This is a genomic window from Amycolatopsis sp. NPDC057786 (assembly GCF_042797905.1).
Taxonomy (GTDB): Bacteria; Actinomycetota; Actinomycetes; order Mycobacteriales; family Pseudonocardiaceae; genus Amycolatopsis.
The window spans coordinates 131,878-148,967 of sequence record NZ_JBHVKW010000001.1; the positions used below are offsets into that span (position 1 = coordinate 131,878).

The 17,090-nt window shown below is 68.6% G+C and carries 14 protein-coding genes; 5 read left to right on the forward strand and 9 right to left on the reverse strand.

The window, feature by feature from the left end; all coding sequences use genetic code 11:
- Positions 1–148: 148 nt before the first annotated feature.
- The 4 genes from ACFVM3_RS00705 to ACFVM3_RS00720 all read right to left on the reverse strand — a co-directional run bounded on the left by ACFVM3_RS00705 (position 149) and on the right by ACFVM3_RS00720 (position 5,668).
- Positions 149–1,753: a Wzz/FepE/Etk N-terminal domain-containing protein gene (locus tag ACFVM3_RS00705; RefSeq protein ID WP_378434288.1), complete on the reverse strand. Its 1,605-nt coding sequence runs from the start codon at positions 1,751–1,753 to the stop codon at positions 149–151.
- Positions 1,750–3,072, reverse strand: coding sequence for an exopolysaccharide biosynthesis protein (locus tag ACFVM3_RS00710; protein WP_378434290.1), 1,323 nt, complete (start codon positions 3,070–3,072; stop codon positions 1,750–1,752). The genes ACFVM3_RS00705 and ACFVM3_RS00710 overlap by 4 nt, the downstream gene beginning before the upstream one ends.
- Before the next feature lie 111 nt (positions 3,073–3,183).
- A complete protein-coding gene (locus ACFVM3_RS00715; protein WP_378434292.1) occupies positions 3,184–4,371 on the reverse strand; it encodes a glycosyltransferase family 4 protein in 1,188 nt (395 codons plus the stop codon).
- Positions 4,352–5,668 carry a nucleotide sugar dehydrogenase gene (locus tag ACFVM3_RS00720; protein WP_378434294.1) on the reverse strand — a complete coding sequence of 439 codons (1,317 nt, stop codon included), beginning with the start codon at positions 5,666–5,668 and terminating at the stop codon, positions 4,352–4,354. Before ACFVM3_RS00720 ends, ACFVM3_RS00715 begins: the two co-directional genes overlap by 20 nt.
- 297 nt (positions 5,669–5,965) lie before the next feature.
- On the opposite strand from ACFVM3_RS00720, the gene ACFVM3_RS00725 reads away from it, so the two are divergent.
- Positions 5,966–7,372 carry a hypothetical protein gene (locus ACFVM3_RS00725; protein WP_378434296.1) on the forward strand — a complete coding sequence of 469 codons (1,407 nt, stop codon included), beginning with the start codon at positions 5,966–5,968 and terminating at the stop codon, positions 7,370–7,372.
- 67 nt (positions 7,373–7,439) lie between these two features.
- Here ACFVM3_RS00725 and ACFVM3_RS00730 read toward each other — a convergent pair whose 3' ends face one another.
- The 3 genes from ACFVM3_RS00730 to ddaH form a co-directional block, all read right to left on the reverse strand.
- Complete coding sequence (locus tag ACFVM3_RS00730) at positions 7,440–8,102, reverse strand: glycoside hydrolase family 75 protein (protein ID WP_378434297.1); 663 nt, start codon at positions 8,100–8,102, stop codon at positions 7,440–7,442.
- A 106-nt stretch (positions 8,103–8,208) separates the two neighbouring features.
- Positions 8,209–8,865 (reverse strand): polysaccharide deacetylase family protein, encoded by a 657-nt coding sequence (locus ACFVM3_RS00735; RefSeq protein ID WP_378434299.1) that lies wholly within the window; start codon positions 8,863–8,865, stop codon positions 8,209–8,211.
- A gap of 91 nt (positions 8,866–8,956) precedes the next feature.
- On the reverse strand, positions 8,957–9,802 hold the full coding sequence (gene ddaH, locus ACFVM3_RS00740) for a dimethylargininase (RefSeq protein ID WP_378434301.1): 846 nt from the start codon (positions 9,800–9,802) through the stop codon (positions 8,957–8,959).
- A 74-nt stretch (positions 9,803–9,876) separates the two neighbouring features.
- Between ddaH and ACFVM3_RS00745 the strand changes: the two genes are divergently transcribed.
- The 4 genes from ACFVM3_RS00745 (at position 9,877) to ACFVM3_RS00760 (ending at position 14,349) form a co-directional block, all read left to right on the forward strand.
- On the forward strand, positions 9,877–10,323 hold the full coding sequence (locus tag ACFVM3_RS00745) for an Lrp/AsnC family transcriptional regulator (RefSeq protein WP_005151923.1): 447 nt from the start codon (positions 9,877–9,879) through the stop codon (positions 10,321–10,323).
- 13 nt (positions 10,324–10,336) lie between these two features.
- Positions 10,337–11,089, forward strand: a complete 753-nt coding sequence (locus tag ACFVM3_RS00750; RefSeq protein WP_378434303.1) for an enoyl-CoA hydratase — start codon at positions 10,337–10,339, stop codon at positions 11,087–11,089.
- Between the two features lie 288 nt (positions 11,090–11,377).
- Entirely contained in the window at positions 11,378–13,285 is a 1,908-nt protein-coding gene (locus ACFVM3_RS00755; RefSeq protein ID WP_378434305.1) for a 2-oxoacid:acceptor oxidoreductase subunit alpha, read from the forward strand.
- The gene (locus tag ACFVM3_RS00760) at positions 13,282–14,349 is read left to right on the forward strand and encodes a 2-oxoacid:ferredoxin oxidoreductase subunit beta (RefSeq protein ID WP_034310725.1); all 1,068 of its coding nucleotides are present in this window, start codon (positions 13,282–13,284) and stop codon (positions 14,347–14,349) included. The genes ACFVM3_RS00755 and ACFVM3_RS00760 overlap by 4 nt, the downstream gene beginning before the upstream one ends.
- A gap of 70 nt (positions 14,350–14,419) precedes the next feature.
- Here ACFVM3_RS00760 and ACFVM3_RS00765 read toward each other — a convergent pair whose 3' ends face one another.
- Together ACFVM3_RS00765 and ACFVM3_RS00770 are read right to left on the reverse strand one after the other, a co-directional pair.
- A complete protein-coding gene (locus tag ACFVM3_RS00765) occupies positions 14,420–15,733 on the reverse strand; it encodes a hypothetical protein (RefSeq protein ID WP_378434307.1) in 1,314 nt (437 codons plus the stop codon).
- Positions 15,734–15,748: 15 nt separating this feature from the next.
- Positions 15,749–16,774 carry a polyprenyl synthetase family protein gene (locus ACFVM3_RS00770; RefSeq protein WP_378434588.1) on the reverse strand — a complete coding sequence of 342 codons (1,026 nt, stop codon included), beginning with the start codon at positions 16,772–16,774 and terminating at the stop codon, positions 15,749–15,751.
- Positions 16,775–17,090: the final 316 nt, after the last annotated feature.

The following is a 17,090-nucleotide window of genomic DNA, read 5'->3' on the forward strand; positions in this document are numbered from 1 at the left end:
GCTCCCCTTGTCTAGAGGTGAACCCGCGACCGCGGCCGACGTCGGCAGGGCGCTGGTCGGCGTTTCACGTCACGCGGAGCCTTCGGCCATGGCGGGTTCACGCGTGTCGTCCCTTCATCGAGTTGCACCTCTGCTCCGCCCTCCGTCCCTACAAGGCTTCGGCGTTGTCCTGCGTGACCGGTGCGAATCGGGTCGTCGGCTGGTCGGCGTCGTGCTCGTCGGCCCGCTTGTACGGCGTCGGCTGGCGGTGTTTCGGGGCGGGCTCGGGGGGCGCCACCGCGAGCCGCCGCACGGTGGGCTCGTCGTCCGGGAACATCTCGACCGGCTTCGGCTGCGGGCCGCGCGCGGGCTCGGCGGCCCGTCCGCGCAAGGCGGTGTGCAGGCCGTCCCACAGGGTGCCGTCGGTGTGGTCGCGCGGATCCGGGTCGACCAGCACGACCCCGATGATCGGGATCCGCCGTTCGGCCAGCTGACGCGCGACGGTGTGCAGCCATTCGGTGTTCGCCTGCCCGGCGCGCACGACGAGGATCGCCTCCGCGCCGAGGTGTTCGAGATCCGTCCACGCGGTCCCCGGCTCGATCGAGCCGGCTCCGATCCGGCGTTCACCGGGAACCCGGGGCTCGTCGCGGTCCAGGACGCGGACCTTGGATCCGGCGGCCAGCGCGCGCAGGCCCGCCCTCGGCAGCTCGTCGACGAGCGTGACCGGCGCCTGCTCCGCGAGCTCGTTCGCGATGTCGACGGCCAGTGCGGCCGTCGTGGTGCGTGCGCCGAGGTCGAGCAGCGACACGGTCCCGTCGTCCTCGCGGATCGTGCGGATCAGCGTCTTCGCGACGCGTTTGCGTTCCTCCAGCGCGCGGCGCTTCCGGAACCAGCGGGGCGGTTTCGGCAGCTGGGCGATCACCGAAGCGCCGAGATGACGGGAGAGCTCGCGGCGCAGCACCGGTCGGTCCTTCACCACGCTGCCGATGGCGGCCAGTACGAGACCCGCCAGCAGCCCGAGCACCAGGCCGATCCCGGCGGCGGTGCCGGTGGATTTCAGCAGCGACTTCGGCAGGATCCGCGGCGCGTCCACGATCTGTGTCCCCGCGCCGACCTTCGGGGTGCCGATGCCCGCTTCCTGCGCGCGGCCGTCGTAGTCGGAGATCTTGGACGTCAGCTCCGCGCGGCGGGAGTACAGCCGCTCCAGCTGAGCCGGGTTGGGGTTCCGCTTCGCTTCTTCGGCGACGATGTCGTTCTGGATGGTGCCGAGTTCGGTCTGCGCCTGATTGCGCTGATCGAGCAAGGCCTTCTGCTCGGCCGCCGCGCCCGCCTGGTTGCGTGCGACGTACTCGGTGATGAAGGCGTCCGAAAGCGCCTGCGCTCGGGCGATCGCGTCGGCGTCGTCCTTGCCCTTGACCGTCACCTGAAGGACGTTGTTCGTCACGCCGAGCGCGGTGTAGTCCTTCAGGAACTCTTCGGGTGGCTGGGTGCTGTTCAGCTTCTTGAGCGCGTCGCCGGCGATCTTCGTCGTCTCCATCACGGCGACGTCGGTCTCCATCAGCGTGCCGCTGTCACTGGGCGAATCGTCCGCGTGGACGACCAGGATCTTCGCCACGGCCGTGGGCGGCGACGGCAGGAACATCGCCACCAGCCCGCCGGCGATCAGCCCGGCGAGGGCGGTGGCCAGCCACAGGCGACGGCGCCGCCGGACCGAGACCACGAGCCGCTGGAGATCGATGAGCGGCTCGGATTTCTCTTTTTCGGCGGTCGTCACGGAGTACCTGCCAGTGCTTCTCGATCCTTCTCGGCCTTCTTCCCTGGCTTCGCGCCCGGGGCGCGGGTCGGCCGGACGGGGCGGATCAGGGCCGCACCCACCACGGTCAGCCCCGCGTCGGCGCACGCCTCGGCGACACCGACCAGTTCCCACGCGGTTCGCGTGCCCAGACCGAGCACGACCAGCACACCTTCGGCGGCTTCGTCTTCCACGACCGGCCGCCCCGGTGCCACCGTGACGACGGTGAACCGGCGGCCGGAGAGTCCGGCGATCCTGGCGGCCGCGGTCCGCGCGGCGTGATCGCCCTCCGCCACGAGCACCAGCAGCCGACGCCGCGGGAGCCGGGATACGAGACGGCGGTAGTGGACGTCGCCGTCGATCTCATCGGGGGTGACGTCGATCCGCCGGATGTTCCACGGCTTGTCGTCGCCCAGCAGTTTCGCCCGCAGGCTCCGATTCGCTTCGGGGTCCGGCTCGTCGGCGATATCGACGGTGGCCAGCACCGGCCCGCCGAGCGCCGCGCCGATCTCCTGCTCGTCCCGCAACCGCCGGTCGGTGCGGGCCGCGAAGAGGTGACCGAGCAGGCCGAACACGAAGAACAGCGCCGCGCCGCCGAGGGCGAGCTGCGGCAAGGTCGGCGCCGCCGCCGAAGTCGGCCGCTCGGCCGCGCCCATGACGACCATGCTGCCGAGGCCGCCGCTCGTGGTGTCGGTGGCGTTGAGGGTGGACATCGCCTGCTCGATCGACGAGCGCAACGCGGCCAGCTCGGTACGCAGCTGGACGGTCTCCACCGAGGTCGTCCCGTCGGAGACCTTCTCCGCCAGCTCGGAGATCCGCTGGTTCGTCTGCGCGACCTGCTGGCGCAGGGTCTCGCGGCGTTCCTGCGCCACCTTGACCGCGGCGTCGCCGGTACTGGCGAGGACCTGCGTCGAGTACTTCACGAATTCCTGGGCGACCTGGTCCGCGACCTGCTGCGCGTGCTCGGCGGAGTCGTCGGTCGCGGCGATGGTGATGACGTTGCCCTGCGCGACCGTGGTGCTCACCCGGTCACGCAGGTCGGCGCCGCTCCCGCGGCCGAGGACGGCGGCGGCCCGGTCGAGCACCACCGAACTGGTCGCCACCTCGGCCTGGGTGAGCAGTTCGTCCGCCTCGCGCGGGCCCTGCAGCAGCACGTTCGACGTCGTCCGGTAACCGGGGGAAAGGATCACCGACGATCCCGCGCCGACCAGGGCGCCGAGGACGGCGAGGGCCACCAGGGTCCGCCACCGCCCGCGCAGGACCTGTCCGATCATGGACAGGCGCACCGTGTCGTCAGTCAAAGCCGGGATCTCCGTCCGGTGCGTGGGGGTGTGCATGAATCCCGTCGGACCGGCCACCGCGTTGGTTACAGGCTTGCCCGACTCTTGTTCAAAACGCGACCGGGAAGTCGATCACCGGACCGCGGCCGCGTAGGCCGCGAGCAGGGCTTTCTGGGAGTTCTCCCACGAGAGCGGACCGGCGACGCGCGCCCGTCCCAGCTCACCCATGGCGGTCCGCTGGTCCGGCGAGTCGAGCAGATGCGCGATCAGCTTCGCGAACTCCGGCTCGTCGTTCGCCGGGGCGTAAAGGGCGGCCTCTCCTGCCGAGACCCTGGCCTCCCGCAGCTCGAAGGAAACGATCGGACGGCTCATCGCCATGTACTCCATGATCTTGTTCATGGTCGACACGTCGTTGAGCGGGTTCAACGGATCCGGCGAAAGACAGACGTCGGCCGCGGACAGGTAGCGCAACAGATCTTCGTCGGAGATCCGGCCGGTGAACTCGACCTGGTCGTCGAGCTTGAGCTCCTTGGACAACGCCACCATGGCGTCGAACGCGTCGCCGGAGCCGATGAACACGGCGTGCCAGTCGGTGCGACCGACCTCGTCACGCAGCGACGCGAGCGCGCGCAAGGCGTAGTCGACGCCGTCCTGCGGGCCCATCACACCGAGGTACGCCAGCAGATGCGGCTTGCCCTTCTTCAGTTCGGGCTCGACCGGGACCAGGTGGAACCGCTCGACCACGGGTGCGCTGCGCACGACGAAGACGTCGTCCGGCGACTTGCCGCCGCGCTTCACGGCGACGTCCTTGTAACTCTCGTTGGTAGCGATGACGACGTCGGCCGTCTTGTAGGTGCGGCGCTCCAGCGCGCGGACCGCGCGGTACAGGAAGTCCTCGCCGCGGTCGAAGCGCGAAAGGTACAGCTCGGGGCAGAGGTCGTGCTGGTCGAAGATGAACTTCGCGCCCTGGCGCTTGAGGTACAGCGCGACGAGGAACAGCAGGTCCGGCGGGTTGCAGGCGTGCACGACGTCGACCCTGCCGACCTTGCGGGCGAGGCGCAGCGTGTGCCACAGCGCGGAGCCGTACTCCTGGACGTACCCCGCCGGACCACCGGTGGCGGCCTTCAGCGGGTACCGCAGGATGTGGACGCCGTCGATGGTGACTTCGGCCTCGGTGTCCCGCTTCGTCCCTTGTGGACAGATGACGTGGACTTCCCAGCCGGCGTCGCGGAGCGTCTGGCACTCCTGCCAGACGCGGCGATCGAAGGGGACGGACAGGTTCTCGACGAGGATGAGAGCTTTACCAGGCAAGACCGACATATCCCTCTTCAGCCCGGCGACGGTCGGCGTCGGGTACGCGGACGAGATCGACGATGGTGTGGCCGCCACCCGCCGGGAGCGCCGCGAGGACGTCCGGATCGGTGCAGCCGATGAGGCAGACCTCGGCGTGGTCGACGACCTCGCCGACGGAGCCGGCGAGCAGCTGGCCGAGATGCGGCAACCTGCCCTCGATGTACTCGCGGTTCGCGCCCATCAGCCGCGAAAGGCTGACGTTGGCGTCGTAGATGCGGAGGTCGTATCCCTTGCCGAGCAGGCGCTCGGCAAGCTCGACGAGCGGGCTCTCCCGCAGATCGTCGGTGCCGGGTTTGAACGACAGGCCGAACAGTCCGACCTTGCGTTTCCCGGTGCGCGCGACCAGATCGAAGGCACGCTGGAGGTGTTCGTCGTTGGAGGGCAGCACATGCGACAGGATCGGGACGGCGACGTCCGCGCGGTGCGCGGCGTAGACCAGGCCGCGCAGATCCTTGGGGAGGCACGAGCCGCCGAAAGCGAATCCGGGGCGAAGGTAGGCGGGGCTGATGTTGAGCTTGCGGTCGGCGAGGAAGACGTCGATCACCTGATGCGAGTCGAGCCCCAGCGCGCGGCAGATGGCGCCGAGCTCGTTCGCGAAGCCGATCTTGAGCCCGTGGAAGGAATTGTCGGCGTACTTCGTCATCTCGGCGACCGGGATCGGGACGCGGAAGACCTCGCCGGGAAGCCCTTCGTAAAGCGCCGCGACGACGTCACCGCTCGCGGCGTCGAGCTCGCCGATGACGGTCTTGGGCGGGTCGAAGAAGTCTTTGACGCTGCTCCCCTCGCGCAGGAACTCGGGGTTCACCGCGACCCCGAAGTCGACGCCAGCGGTGCGGCCGGACGACTTCTCGAGGATGGGGACGAGCAGGTCCAGGCAGGTGCCGGGGAGCATCGTGCTGCGGAAGACGACCGTGTGTCTTCGCGTTTTGTTCTTGAGCGCTTCGCCGATTTCCTCGGCGACGCGCTCCAGGAACGCCGTCGAGAGGCTGCCGTTCGGCGCCGACGGGGTACCGACGCAAATGAGGGAGACCTCGCTGTCCGCGATCGCCTGTCTTACGTCGGTCGTCGCTCTCAGTTTGCCTTGGGCGACCACCTCCGCGGTCAGTTCCCCGATCCGCTCTTCGACCACCGGCGCCTTGCCGCTGGAGACGAGTTCGATCTTCACCGGGTTCACATCGACCCCGACGACCTCGTGCCCGCGCCCGGCAAGGCACGCCGCGGACACGCAACCGACGTAACCGAGCCCGAAGACACTGATCTTCATGACGAATTCCTCCAGCCGCGTTCCGCTGCCCGTTGGTCGGCGGGACGGCCGGGTTCGTTACCGCTGTCCGTCGTTCGCCTGCTTTTGGCGGAATGCCTGTGCGGCAAGGGAATTACTCATCGTCCACGGGGCGCGAAACGCTACAGGCGACGCGTAAGGGTTTCGTCTCGATCCGTCGTACACGCGCGAAACGGCCTCGCGGTTGCCTCCCGGCGACTCCGGAACGTTCCGTACTGGTCAGGCCGTCGACGCCACTTTTAGGTTGATTTCGTCAACGACGAGCACCTGGGGAGCCCGATGCGTAGAACCCTGTCCAGAAGATCACTTCGCGCCGTCGGCGCACTGACCTTGGCCTTCGCCCTCGCCGGCACGGTGTCCGCGGTGCCCGCGTACGCCGATCCGGGTCCGAACCTCAAGGTCACGGCGGCCGTGCCGGACGGGCGCTGGCTGAGGGACGACACCATTCCGATCGACCTGACGATCACCAATATCGGCGACGCCACGGCGACCGAGGTCAAGGCGCAGGGAAGTACTTACTCCGGCCCCTACTACGGGTTCGACCTGAACACCTGGGGAGAGCTGAGCCACGAAGGGCCCGGAGCGACCTTCCAGGCGGGCGAAAGCCGCACCTACCGCCTGACCGGTCGAATCTGGGGTGCCGAAGCGGGCAATCCCGTGGTGAGACTCGACGTGGCGACCCCGGCCGACACCGACTTCGGGGACAACAGGGTCGACGTCCCGGTGGACGTGATCCCACCCGAGACCACCGAACGCGTCGCCGGCCAGGTTTACGGGGACAAGAACCGCGACGGCGTCCTTTCCCCAGGTGAGGAACTGGCGGGGATCAAGACCCTGGTGGGCGGCCCCGGACTGCCGACGGAACTGTCGGTGCTCACGGACGCCGCCGGCCGGTTCTCCTTCGACGCCGTCCCGGTCGGCGCCACCCGGATCGTGTACTTCCACAACGTGCCCGACGGCTGGCTGTTGCCGGAAAGCACCTTGATGCGCCTCGATGGCAGCGGTAAGTACGAAGCACTGAGCATCCGGGGCCAGCAGCCGCTCAGCCAGGCGCTCCAAGCGAAGCTCGAACTCGACAAGACGAGTTATGCGCCTGGAGAGACGGCGAAGGCGACGGTCACGCTGACGAACAGCGGCGCCCACCCGCTCTCCGGCCTCTTCGTGACATGCAGCGACGACGGCACCGAAACGGCACTGAAGGTCCCGCAGGAACAGTGGGGCGCGTTCGGCTCCCCGCAGGCGGGCGCGCTGGCCCCGGGACAGCGACTGGTGCTCACCCTGACCACCCAGGTGCCGGAAAAGGCGTTGTACTTCGGCGAGACGTCCCTCTACTGCTCCTTCAACGGCAAGACCTCCGTGTCCGGTCCGCAGGTGTCCGCCGAAGCCAAGGTGCCCGGCAAGCGGGCCGACGCCCGCGTCCTGGCCTGGGTCGACAAGAACGGCAACTGGACGCCGGACGACGGTGAAGGCTTGGCAGGCATCACCGCCACCCTGTCCACAAAGGACAACCGGCTGGTTTCGTTCGGCAAGACCGACGCCAAGGGCTTCGTGACCTTCCCACGGGTCGCCGTCGGCGAATACGTGTTCCGTGTGACGGGACCGTGGAAGGCGGTCCACGACTCGACGGTCCGGCACGTCGCGCCGCCCTACGGGTGGGACTCGTGGGTGCAAATGGAGCCCCGCTGAGCTGAGTGCGCCCAATGTGGCATTGGAGACCTTCAGCGTCTCCCCTGCCACATCGGGCGCACTTCCGTCAGCCCTGAACGAACTTCGCCGCCAGGCCCTGCCCGACCGAGGTCGACTTCCCGTGGTCCTCGATCGGCGACACCTTCGAGTTCTTGAAGCAGATGTACGTGACCCCCGAGTCGACGCCGCCGTTCTTCGGGTCCGGGTTGATCCCCAGCGCCTTCGCGGCCGCATAGGACGCTTCGCCGATGATGTTCTTCGGGCCGGTGTCACCGATGACGGTGTAGAGCACCTTGTCGTTGTAGATCACCGCGCACGAACCGGCGCCCTTGAGACCGGCCTTTTCGAAGTTCCACGTGCCGCTGATGCTCGGCACGACGACATACGGCGTCTGGTCGGCGATCAGCGCCTTGCCGTCGGAGCGCGGGTACGCGGTGCCGTCCTGGAACCACGGGTCCGTGTTCTTGTTGCACCGCGCGGTCGGTTGCCCGTCGCAGTCGATGTCCATGTCGGCCTTCCAGAACACGGCGCTCCCCGCGTCGCAGACCGCGATGGTCCGGCCGGTTTCCTCGTCGGTCTTGTACTTGCCGTTCGACACCTGCTTGCAGCTGGTGGTCTTCGCCAGCAATTGCTGCGCGGTCGGGGCGGCTTCCGGTGATGCGGCGGCGGTCGCCGCGGGAGCCAACCCGGCCGCAACGACCATCGCCGAGAACAGGAGCGATTTCCGCATACCGAATACCCCTTTGTTAATAAGACTTCTTTATCCAGGGTGCTCAGAATGCCTTCGCCGTCGGTTCGGCTCAAGGGTTATTTTCCCACCGCACAAAGAAAATCGGTCAAAAGCGGGCAAGCCTGGCGACCCGCGCCATGAGCCGTCCCGCTCGGCGGTACAGGCCCTCCCGCTCACCGAGCACACTGTCGATCCATTCCTGATCGACGTCGTGCCGGACCTCGATCCGCGGCCGCAACCAGCCGTCGCGCGAAGCCCCGCCGCCTTCGGTCGTGTAGACCCGCGTCGCGCCGGAACGCCGGAGCCTGCTGAGCACCCGCCGGTCGTAGGCGCCGAACGGCGGCGCGTACGCGCGCACGGGTCTCCCGCTCAAGTCCGCGAGCAGCTTCGGCGCGGTTTCCAGTTCACGCCGGGCGTTCCTGGCGTCCAGCCGGCGCCAGTCGCGGTGTTCCCAGCCGTGCGAACCGATCGACATCCCCGCCTCGACCAGCTCGCGGAGACCGTCGGCGTCGAGGAAACCCCGCTGCCCGATCCGGCCGGCCAGTGGGAAGAACTCGGCCGTGAGATCGCGCTCCACCAGTCTGGGGAGCGCGATCTCGACGTCCGAGGAGTTTCCGTCGTCGAAGGTGAGCCCGACGTCTTCGCGCCCGGCCACGGTGTCGAGCACGCGCTCGAACTGCTCGACGGTCACCCAAGTTTCGTTCTCGCCAGGATCCAGCGCGCGCACGGGTTTGCCCACGCCGCCTATCGCCAGGATCACCATCCGCGCCTCATTCGGGACCGAGTGTGTTTCCCGATTAATCGAATTGGCGAACGGAGTAGTTACACGATCCCGCAAGGTGTCCACTAATGGATTACTTGCGGATCTCCAGGGTGCAGCACTTCGGGCCGCCGCCCGCCTTCCGAAGCTCGGAGATGTCCAGGAAGACGACTTCGTAGCCGCGTTCGGTCAGCCGTGCCGCCAATCCGGTCGCCTCGACCGGCAGAACGACGTTGCGTCCGTCGGACACCCCGTTCAGGCCGAAGCACTCCGCGTCGGCCCGGTCCGCGATTACCGCGTCCGGGAACATCCGCTCCAGCACCTTCCGCGATCCGGCCGAGAACGCTTCCGGGAAGTAGGCGATCTGGGCGGACGTGGTGTCGGTGGCCTCGGCGAGCACGAACAGCGCCGTGTCGAGGTGGTAGTAGCTCGGGTCGATCAGCCGCAGCGACACGACCGGGACACCGAGGGCCTCCTGCGCTTCGGCGTGCGCGGCCGGGTCGGTCCGGAAGCCGGTGCCGGCGAGCAGGACCTTGCCGGTCCACGCGAAATCGCCCTCGGCCTCGTTGATCTTCTCGGGCATGGTGATGTCGCGGTAGCCGTGCTCGACGAACCAGCGGCGGAAGTGCTCGGCCTCGGCGGTGCGCTGCGGCGCGCGGAACCGCGAGCCGAGGACGCGGCCGTCGACGACGGTGCCGGAGTTCGCGGCGAACACCATGTCAGGCAGGCCGGGCTGAGGCTCGATCTCCTCGACGGTGTGGCCGAGGCGTCGATAGGTGTCGCGGAGTTCGGTCCATTGCGCCATCGCGGTGTCGACGCTGACCGGGACCGACGGGTCCATCCACGGGTTGATGACGTAGTCCACCGCGAAGTACCGCGGCGGGCACATGAGGTAGCGGCGCGTCGTGGGTACACGGGGCTGCTGCTCCAGTTCCGGCATACCCGAAGGGTAAGGCTTACCTAATTCCGCAATCAATCGCTGTTCGCTGCGCACATACCTGCTAAACATTGCGTGTGAACACCATCGACCAGCGAATCGTTTCATGCCTGATGGCCAACGCGAGGTCCAGCTACGCCGACATCGGCAAGGTGGTCGGCCTGTCCGCGCCCGCGGTGAAACGGCGGGTCGACAGACTCCTCGAAACCGGGGTCCTGCGCGGGTTCACCGCGGTCGTCGACCCGGAGGCGCTGGGCTGGGGCACCGAGGCGTTCGTCGAGATGACCTGCAACGGCAACATCACCCCGGCGCGGATCCGCGCCCGGCTGGAGCCGTTGCCGGAGGTCGTCGCGGCGTACACGGTGTCGGGCGCGGCCGACGCGATCGTCCATCTGCGCGCGTCGGACATCCATCATCTGGAGACCGCGCTGGAACGGCTGCGCGGGCTGGAGATCGTCGACCGCACGGTGTCCACCGTCGTCCTGTCCCGGTTGCTGGAGCGCCCGCCGACACCCGAAGCGTGACACCCTCGTCCCCGTGACCGATCAGATCCACTCCAGCCACGACGGCGGCGTCGCCGTGCTCACCATCGACGCGCCCGCGACCCGCAACGCACTGACCCTCGACCTCTCCGCGCAGCTCGCCGAGGCCGTCTCGCGCGCCGAAGCCGACGAAAGTGTCCACGCTTTGGTCATCACCGGCGCGCCGCCCGCCTTCTGCGCCGGCGCGGACCTGGACACGCTCGCCGGCGCCCGCGAGGACGGGCTCCGCGCCATCTACGACGGATTCCTCTCGGTTGCGCGGTGTTCCCTGCCCACGATCGCCGCGGTCGGCGGTGCCGCCGTGGGCGCCGGGCTGAACCTCGCGCTCGCCGCGGACGTCCGCATCGTGGGACCGAAGGCCAAATTCGTGGCCAGATTTCTCGATCTGGGCATCCATCCCGGCGGCGGGATGACATGGATGATCCAGCGGCTCGTCGGACCGCAGAAGGCCGCGGCGATGACGCTCTTCGGTGAAATCGTCGGCGCCGAAGCCGCCGTCGGATGTGGGCTGGCGCTCCGGCTCGTCGATGGGGATCTGGTCGAGGCGGCCCGTGAACTGGCGAAACCCGCCGTCGGCGCCCCGCGCGACGTCCTTCTCGCGACGAAGCGCACGCTCCGGCACACCTCGTCGCTGACCGACCATTCGGCCGCCGTCGACGCCGAGATCGAACCGCAACTGGCGTCACTCACCGCACCCGCTTTCACCGAACGGCTGGCGAAGCTCAGGGCTTCGATCACCGGCCAATGACCGTTCCTCGACCGGACTTCACTACGCTGGAAGGAGATACGGCTCACAATCGAGCCGCATCGCCGACCGTTACCATCGGTAACAGATAAACCGGATAACCCCCGCTCAGCGGCGAGCTCAGGACACTCCAGGAGTAGGTCCAGGCCGTTTTTACGGCAACCTGGAAAGTGTGCCGAGGACTAACCTCGGGACATGGCACCTGTGACCTGGCCGACAGCCGGGCGAGGCACGCCGATCCCCGGCACGGCCGGGGACGACGCACGTCGGGAGAGAGGGAATCCCTGACCTATGAGCACGAGTGCGAACGGCAACGGCTCCTTGTCGGCCGTCAGGCCCACCGAGGTCGCCAAGCTGGACCGGGTGGTCATCCGGTTCGCCGGTGACTCCGGTGACGGCATGCAGCTGACGGGCGACCGGTTCACCTCCGAAGCGGCCGCCTTCGGCAACGACCTGTCGACCATGCCGAACTTCCCCGCGGAGATCCGCGCGCCGCAGGGCACCATCCCCGGCGTCTCGAGCTTCCAGGTGCACTTCGCCGACTACGACATCCTGACGCCGGGCGACCGGCCGGACGTCCTGGTCGCCATGAACCCCGCCGCGCTGAAGGCGAACCTCGCCGACGTCCCGAGCGGCGGGACGATCATCCTCAATACCGACGAGTTCACGAAGCGGAACCTGGTCAAGGTCGGCTTCGAGAACGATCCCCTCGACGACGACACCCTTTCGGCCTATCAAGTCCACCGGGTGGCCATGTCGACGTTGACCAGAGGCGCGCTCGAAGAGACCGGTCTGTCCAAAAAGGACGCCGAACGCGCGAAGAACATGTTCGCGCTCGGGCTGCTCTCCTGGATGTACCACCGGCCGACCGAGGGCACGGAACGGTTCCTGCGCGAGAAGTTCGCGAAGAAGACCGACATCGCCGAGGCCAACATCCTGGCCTTCCGCGCGGGCTGGAACTACGGCGAGACGACGGAGTCGTTCGCGACGACGTACGAGGTCGCGCCCGCGAAGCTGAACCAGGGCACGTACCGCCAGATCACCGGGAACACCGCGCTGGCGTACGGGCTGGTCGCCGCGGGGCAGCAGTCCGGTCTGCAGATCCTGCTCGGCACGTACCCGATCACCCCGGCGTCGGACATCCTCCACGAGCTGTCCAAGCACAAGAACTACGGCATCCTCACCTTCCAGGCCGAGGACGAGATCGCCGGTATCGGCGCCGCGCTCGGCGCCTCCTACGGCGGCGCGCTGGGCGTCACCTCGACGTCCGGGCCCGGTGTCGCGCTGAAGTCCGAGGCCATCGGTCTCGCGGTGATGACCGAGCTGCCGCTGGTCGTCGTCGACGTCCAGCGCGGCGGCCCGTCGACCGGCCTGCCGACCAAGACCGAACAGGCCGACCTGCTGCAGGCGATGTTCGGCCGCAACGGGGAATCCCCGGTGCCGATCGTCGCGCCGCTGTCCCCCGCCGACTGCTTCGACGCGGCGATGGAGGCCACCCGGATCGCGCTGAAGTACCGCACCCCGGTGTTCCTGCTGTCGGACGGCGCGATCGCGAACGGCTCCGAGCCGTGGCTGATCCCGGACGTCGAGGACCTGCCGGATCTGCGCGTGGAATTCGCCACCGAGCCGAATGCCGAGGACGATTCCGGGGAATTCTGGCCGTATGTGCGTGACCCCGAGACCCTCGCCCGCGCGTGGGCGGTGCCGGGCGCCGCCGGCCTCCAGCACCGCATCGGCGGGCTGGAGAAGGCCGACAAGACCGGCCACATCTCCTACGACCCCGACAACCACGACAAGATGGTCCGTCTGCGCCAGGCCAAGATCGACGGCGTCGACGTCCCGGACCTCGTCGTCGACGATCCGAGCGGCGGCAAGGCACGGGTGCTGGCGCTCGGCTGGGGCTCCTCCTACGGGCCCATCGGCGCCGCGTGCCGCCGCGTCCGCAAGGACGGCATGCCGATCGCGCAGGCGCATCTGCGCCATCTCAACCCGTTCCCGGGCAACCTCGGCGACGTACTCCGTTCGTACGACACCGTCGTCGTCCCCGAAATGAACCTCGGCCAGCTTTCGATGCTCCTGAGGGCCAAGTACCTCGTCGACGTGAAGTCGTACACGAAGGTCGCCGGGCTGCCCTTCAAAGCCGAGGAGCTGCAAGGCGTCTTCACGGAGATCATCACCAGTACGGAGGGGACGAAGTGACCGCGATCGATCTGGGGATCCCCACCCTCGGCGGCCTGGACCTTGTGCCGACCGAGACCGAACCGCAGAAGGCCAAGGACTACAAGTCGGACCAGGAGGTCCGCTGGTGTCCCGGCTGCGGGGACTACGTCGTGCTCAACGCCGTGCAGTCGTTCCTGCCGACGCTCGGCCTCAAGCGCGAGAACATCGTGTTCATCTCGGGGATCGGGTGCTCGTCCCGGTTCCCGTACTACCTGAACACCTACGGCATGCACTCGATCCACGGCCGGGCGCCGTCGATCGCCACCGGACTCGCGACCGCGCGGCCGGATCTGTCGGTGTGGGTCGTCACCGGTGACGGCGACGCGCTGTCCATCGGCGGCAACCACCTGATCCACGCGTTGCGGCGCAACGTGAACATCAAGATCCTGCTGTTCAACAACCGGATCTACGGCCTCACCAAGGGCCAGTACTCGCCGACGTCGGGGCCGGGCATGGTCACGAAGTCCACGCCGATGGGCTCGGTCGACACCCCGTTCAACCCGCTTTCGCTGGCGATCGGCGCCGAGGCGTCGTTCGTGGGCCGCGCGCTCGACTCGGACCGCAAGGGGCTGACCGAGGTGCTGGAGGCCGCCGCGAAACACCGCGGGTCGGCGCTGGTGGAGATCTACCAGAACTGCCCGATCTTCAACGACGGCGCCTTCGACGTCCTCAAGGACAAGGACGAGGCCGCGACCCGGCTCATCCCGCTGAAGGCGGGCGAGCCGATCAAGTTCGGGCCGCAGGGCGAATACGGGGTCACGCGCAGCGGCTGGGCGGGTCTCGAGGTCGGGAAGGTCGCGAACATCGGCGAGGAGAACCTCGTCGTGCACGATCCGGCGATCGAGGACACCTCGTACGCGTTCGCGCTCTCGCGGATCGGCGACCAGAACCTGAACCACGTGCCGACCGGCATCCTGCGGCAGGTCGAGCGGCCCACCTACGACGACCAGGCGCGTGCCCAGGTCGCGGAGGCCCAGGCCGCCCGGAAGCCCGATCTGCAGGGTCTGCTGCGTGGCAAGGACACCTGGACCGTCGTCAGCTAGCCGGTCCCGAACGCTATGAAAGGTCCTTTCCTTGCAAATTTTGCAAGGAAAGGACCTTTCATAGCGTTTGTCAGGTGAGGGGACGGAAACCCACGCGCTCCGCGTCGGCGGCGGACCGGAACCAGACCTCCGCGACCATCTTCGGGAACTGCGGCGAGTCCTCGGTGCAGTACCGCAGGGCGGTGACGCTGGCTTTGACCGCGAAGTCGTCGGCGGGACGGCCACCACCCGGCCGCGGCATCGCCGAACCGGGACCGAACGGACCGGGCGGGACGGACTCCGTCACCGGAGCGACCTGCCGCGCGGGCGGGGGCTCCGGGGCGGGCATCGCGTCGCCGGGCTGGACGGCGGGCTCGAACAGCGAACCGCTCTGCCCACCGGACAGTTCCGGCTCACGACGTTCGATCGCCCGCATCGACGGCTGGATCGGCTGCGGCGGCTCGAAACCGCCGCGCACCGCTCCGCGCGGCGTGCGCTTGGGCAGCACCTGGGTGGCTTCGGCGGGCGTCTCGGGCTCCGAGTCGAGGAGACCGGCCTTCGCTTCTTCGTCGGAACCGAACGCGTACGCGGGCGATGAGTCGTGAAGCTCCTCTTCCCGCTCGAACCAGTTGGTCTCGACGGGGGCCTGCTCGGTCTCCACGCGCGACGCGGGGCTGAACAGCGAAACCGGCTCCGGCTGGGTCTCGACACCTTCGGGGTCCAGCTGCATCTCCAGGCGGGACCGGTACGGCCCTTCGCCCGGCAAGGACGGCTGCGGCTCGGGTTCCGGCTCCGGGTCGGGCTCGACGTCCAACTTCGACGCGGGCTGGAGGTAATCGGTCGCCGCGGCGACGTATGGGTTCTCGGGCTGCGGCTCCGGCTCGGGTTCCGGCTCCGGCAAGGCCGCCGGGATGTACTGCGTCCGCTCGGCCGAAGACTCCGGGTCCGGCTCAGGCTCCGGTTCCGGCTGGGTCGCGGTGCGGTACTCGGCCTCGTACTCTTCTTCGGGCTCGAAGATCTGCGTCGCGGAGTGCTCCGGCTCCTCGGCAGTGTCTTCGTCCTTGACTGGCTCCTCGGCAGGCTCGGTCCACTGCTGCGCGGGCTCCTGCTCGGTGAGCGTCTCGGGGTACGCGGGCTTCGGCTCCTCGACGGCCGCGAACTCCTCGTCCAGCTCGTCGTGCGACGGCTTCGCGAGATACGCGGTCCCACCGGCGACGGCCGCGGCACCCGCGCCGAGGCTCACCCCGGCCGGCAGTCTCGACGTCTCGGCGTGCGCGGTGGCCAGGGAGCCTTCCAGCTCACGGATGCGCTTGCGCGCCGGGAGCACCAGCACCAGCCAGGTGAGCAGCGCGCCGACGACGAACGCCAGCAGACTCCACAGCCAAACCTGTCCGAAAATGGACATCTAACCTGCCCTTTGTCAATGCGTTCGTGCGACCAGGTAGTCGGCGACCGATTCGCAGGCGTCCCGGGCGGGCGACGCGGGCAGCGCCGCGAGTTCGGCACGCGCCCGACGAGCGTAGTCGGAAAGAGTTTCGCGTGCGCGTTCGAGTCCGGACGAGGCGCGCAGCAGGTCCAGGGCCTCGGCGACGAGCTCGTCGTCGGAGATCGGCCCCGACAGCAGCTCGACCAGGCGCGGATCGGTGGCCGGGTCGGCCAGCGCGTACAGCATCGGAAGGGTGCGGACGCCTTCGCGCAGGTCCGTGCCCTGCGCCTTGCCGAGCTCGTCCGAGGCGGACGCGATGTCGATGACGTCGTCGGAGATCTGGAACGCCGTCCCGATGATGTCGCCGAAGCGGCGGAGCGCGTCGATGTAGTGGCCGGGCGCGCCGGACATCATCCCGCCGAACCGGCCGGAGGTGGCGATCAGCGAGCCGGTCTTCTGCGCGATGACCGTGAGGTAGTGCTCGACCGCGTCGTCGCCGTCGGCCGGGCCGACCGTCTCGCGCATCTGGCCGGTGACCAGCTCGCCGAAGGTCTCGGCGATGATCCGGGCCGCGTCGGTGCCGAGGTCGGCGACCAGCCGCGAAGCGTGCGCGAACAGGAAGTCGCCGGTCAGGATGGCGATGGTGTTGTCCCAGCGGGCGTTGACGCTCTCCGCGCCGCGGCGCATCGTCGCCTCGTCCATCACGTCGTCGTGGTACAGCGTCGCGAGGTGCACCAGCTCGACCGCCGCCGCGGCGGTGACCACCTGGTCGCCCTGCTTCGGCCCGAACTGCGAGGCCAGCAGCGTGAACAGCGGACGGAAACGTTTGCCACCCGCCTCGACCAGATGTGAAGCGGCGTCCTCGACGGCCTTGACGTCACTGCGGACGACCTCGCGGAGCAGGGTCTCGACGTCGGCGAGACCGGTCGCGAGGGTGCGCAGGAGCTGCTCGTCGGCGATCTGGAGTCCCACGGACGCGCGCAGGTCCTCGATGGCACCACCTGGGGCAGGTGAAGACACAGACACGTCGGCTCCGCTCTCTTTGACACCGTTCGGGGTTGCTCCCAGCGTAGTGGCTAGCAGCTGAGGCCTGTTGACGTGCTGTCCAGGGGAAACGGTGACGAAGATGACAGTGCTGATCCGAACGATCCAGCGAGGCGGCCCGAGCATCGTCGTCCATGCGAACCGACGCTCCCTCGCTGCGGTCCGGAGGGCAAGGCAGCAGAGCCCGGCCATTCAACAGACAGCCAAACACAAGGGGTCGGCCCAGCGGAACCTGCACGGCTCCGTCCGCACCGTGGCGTCGATCGCGAAGGCTCCCGCACCCGCCCTCGCC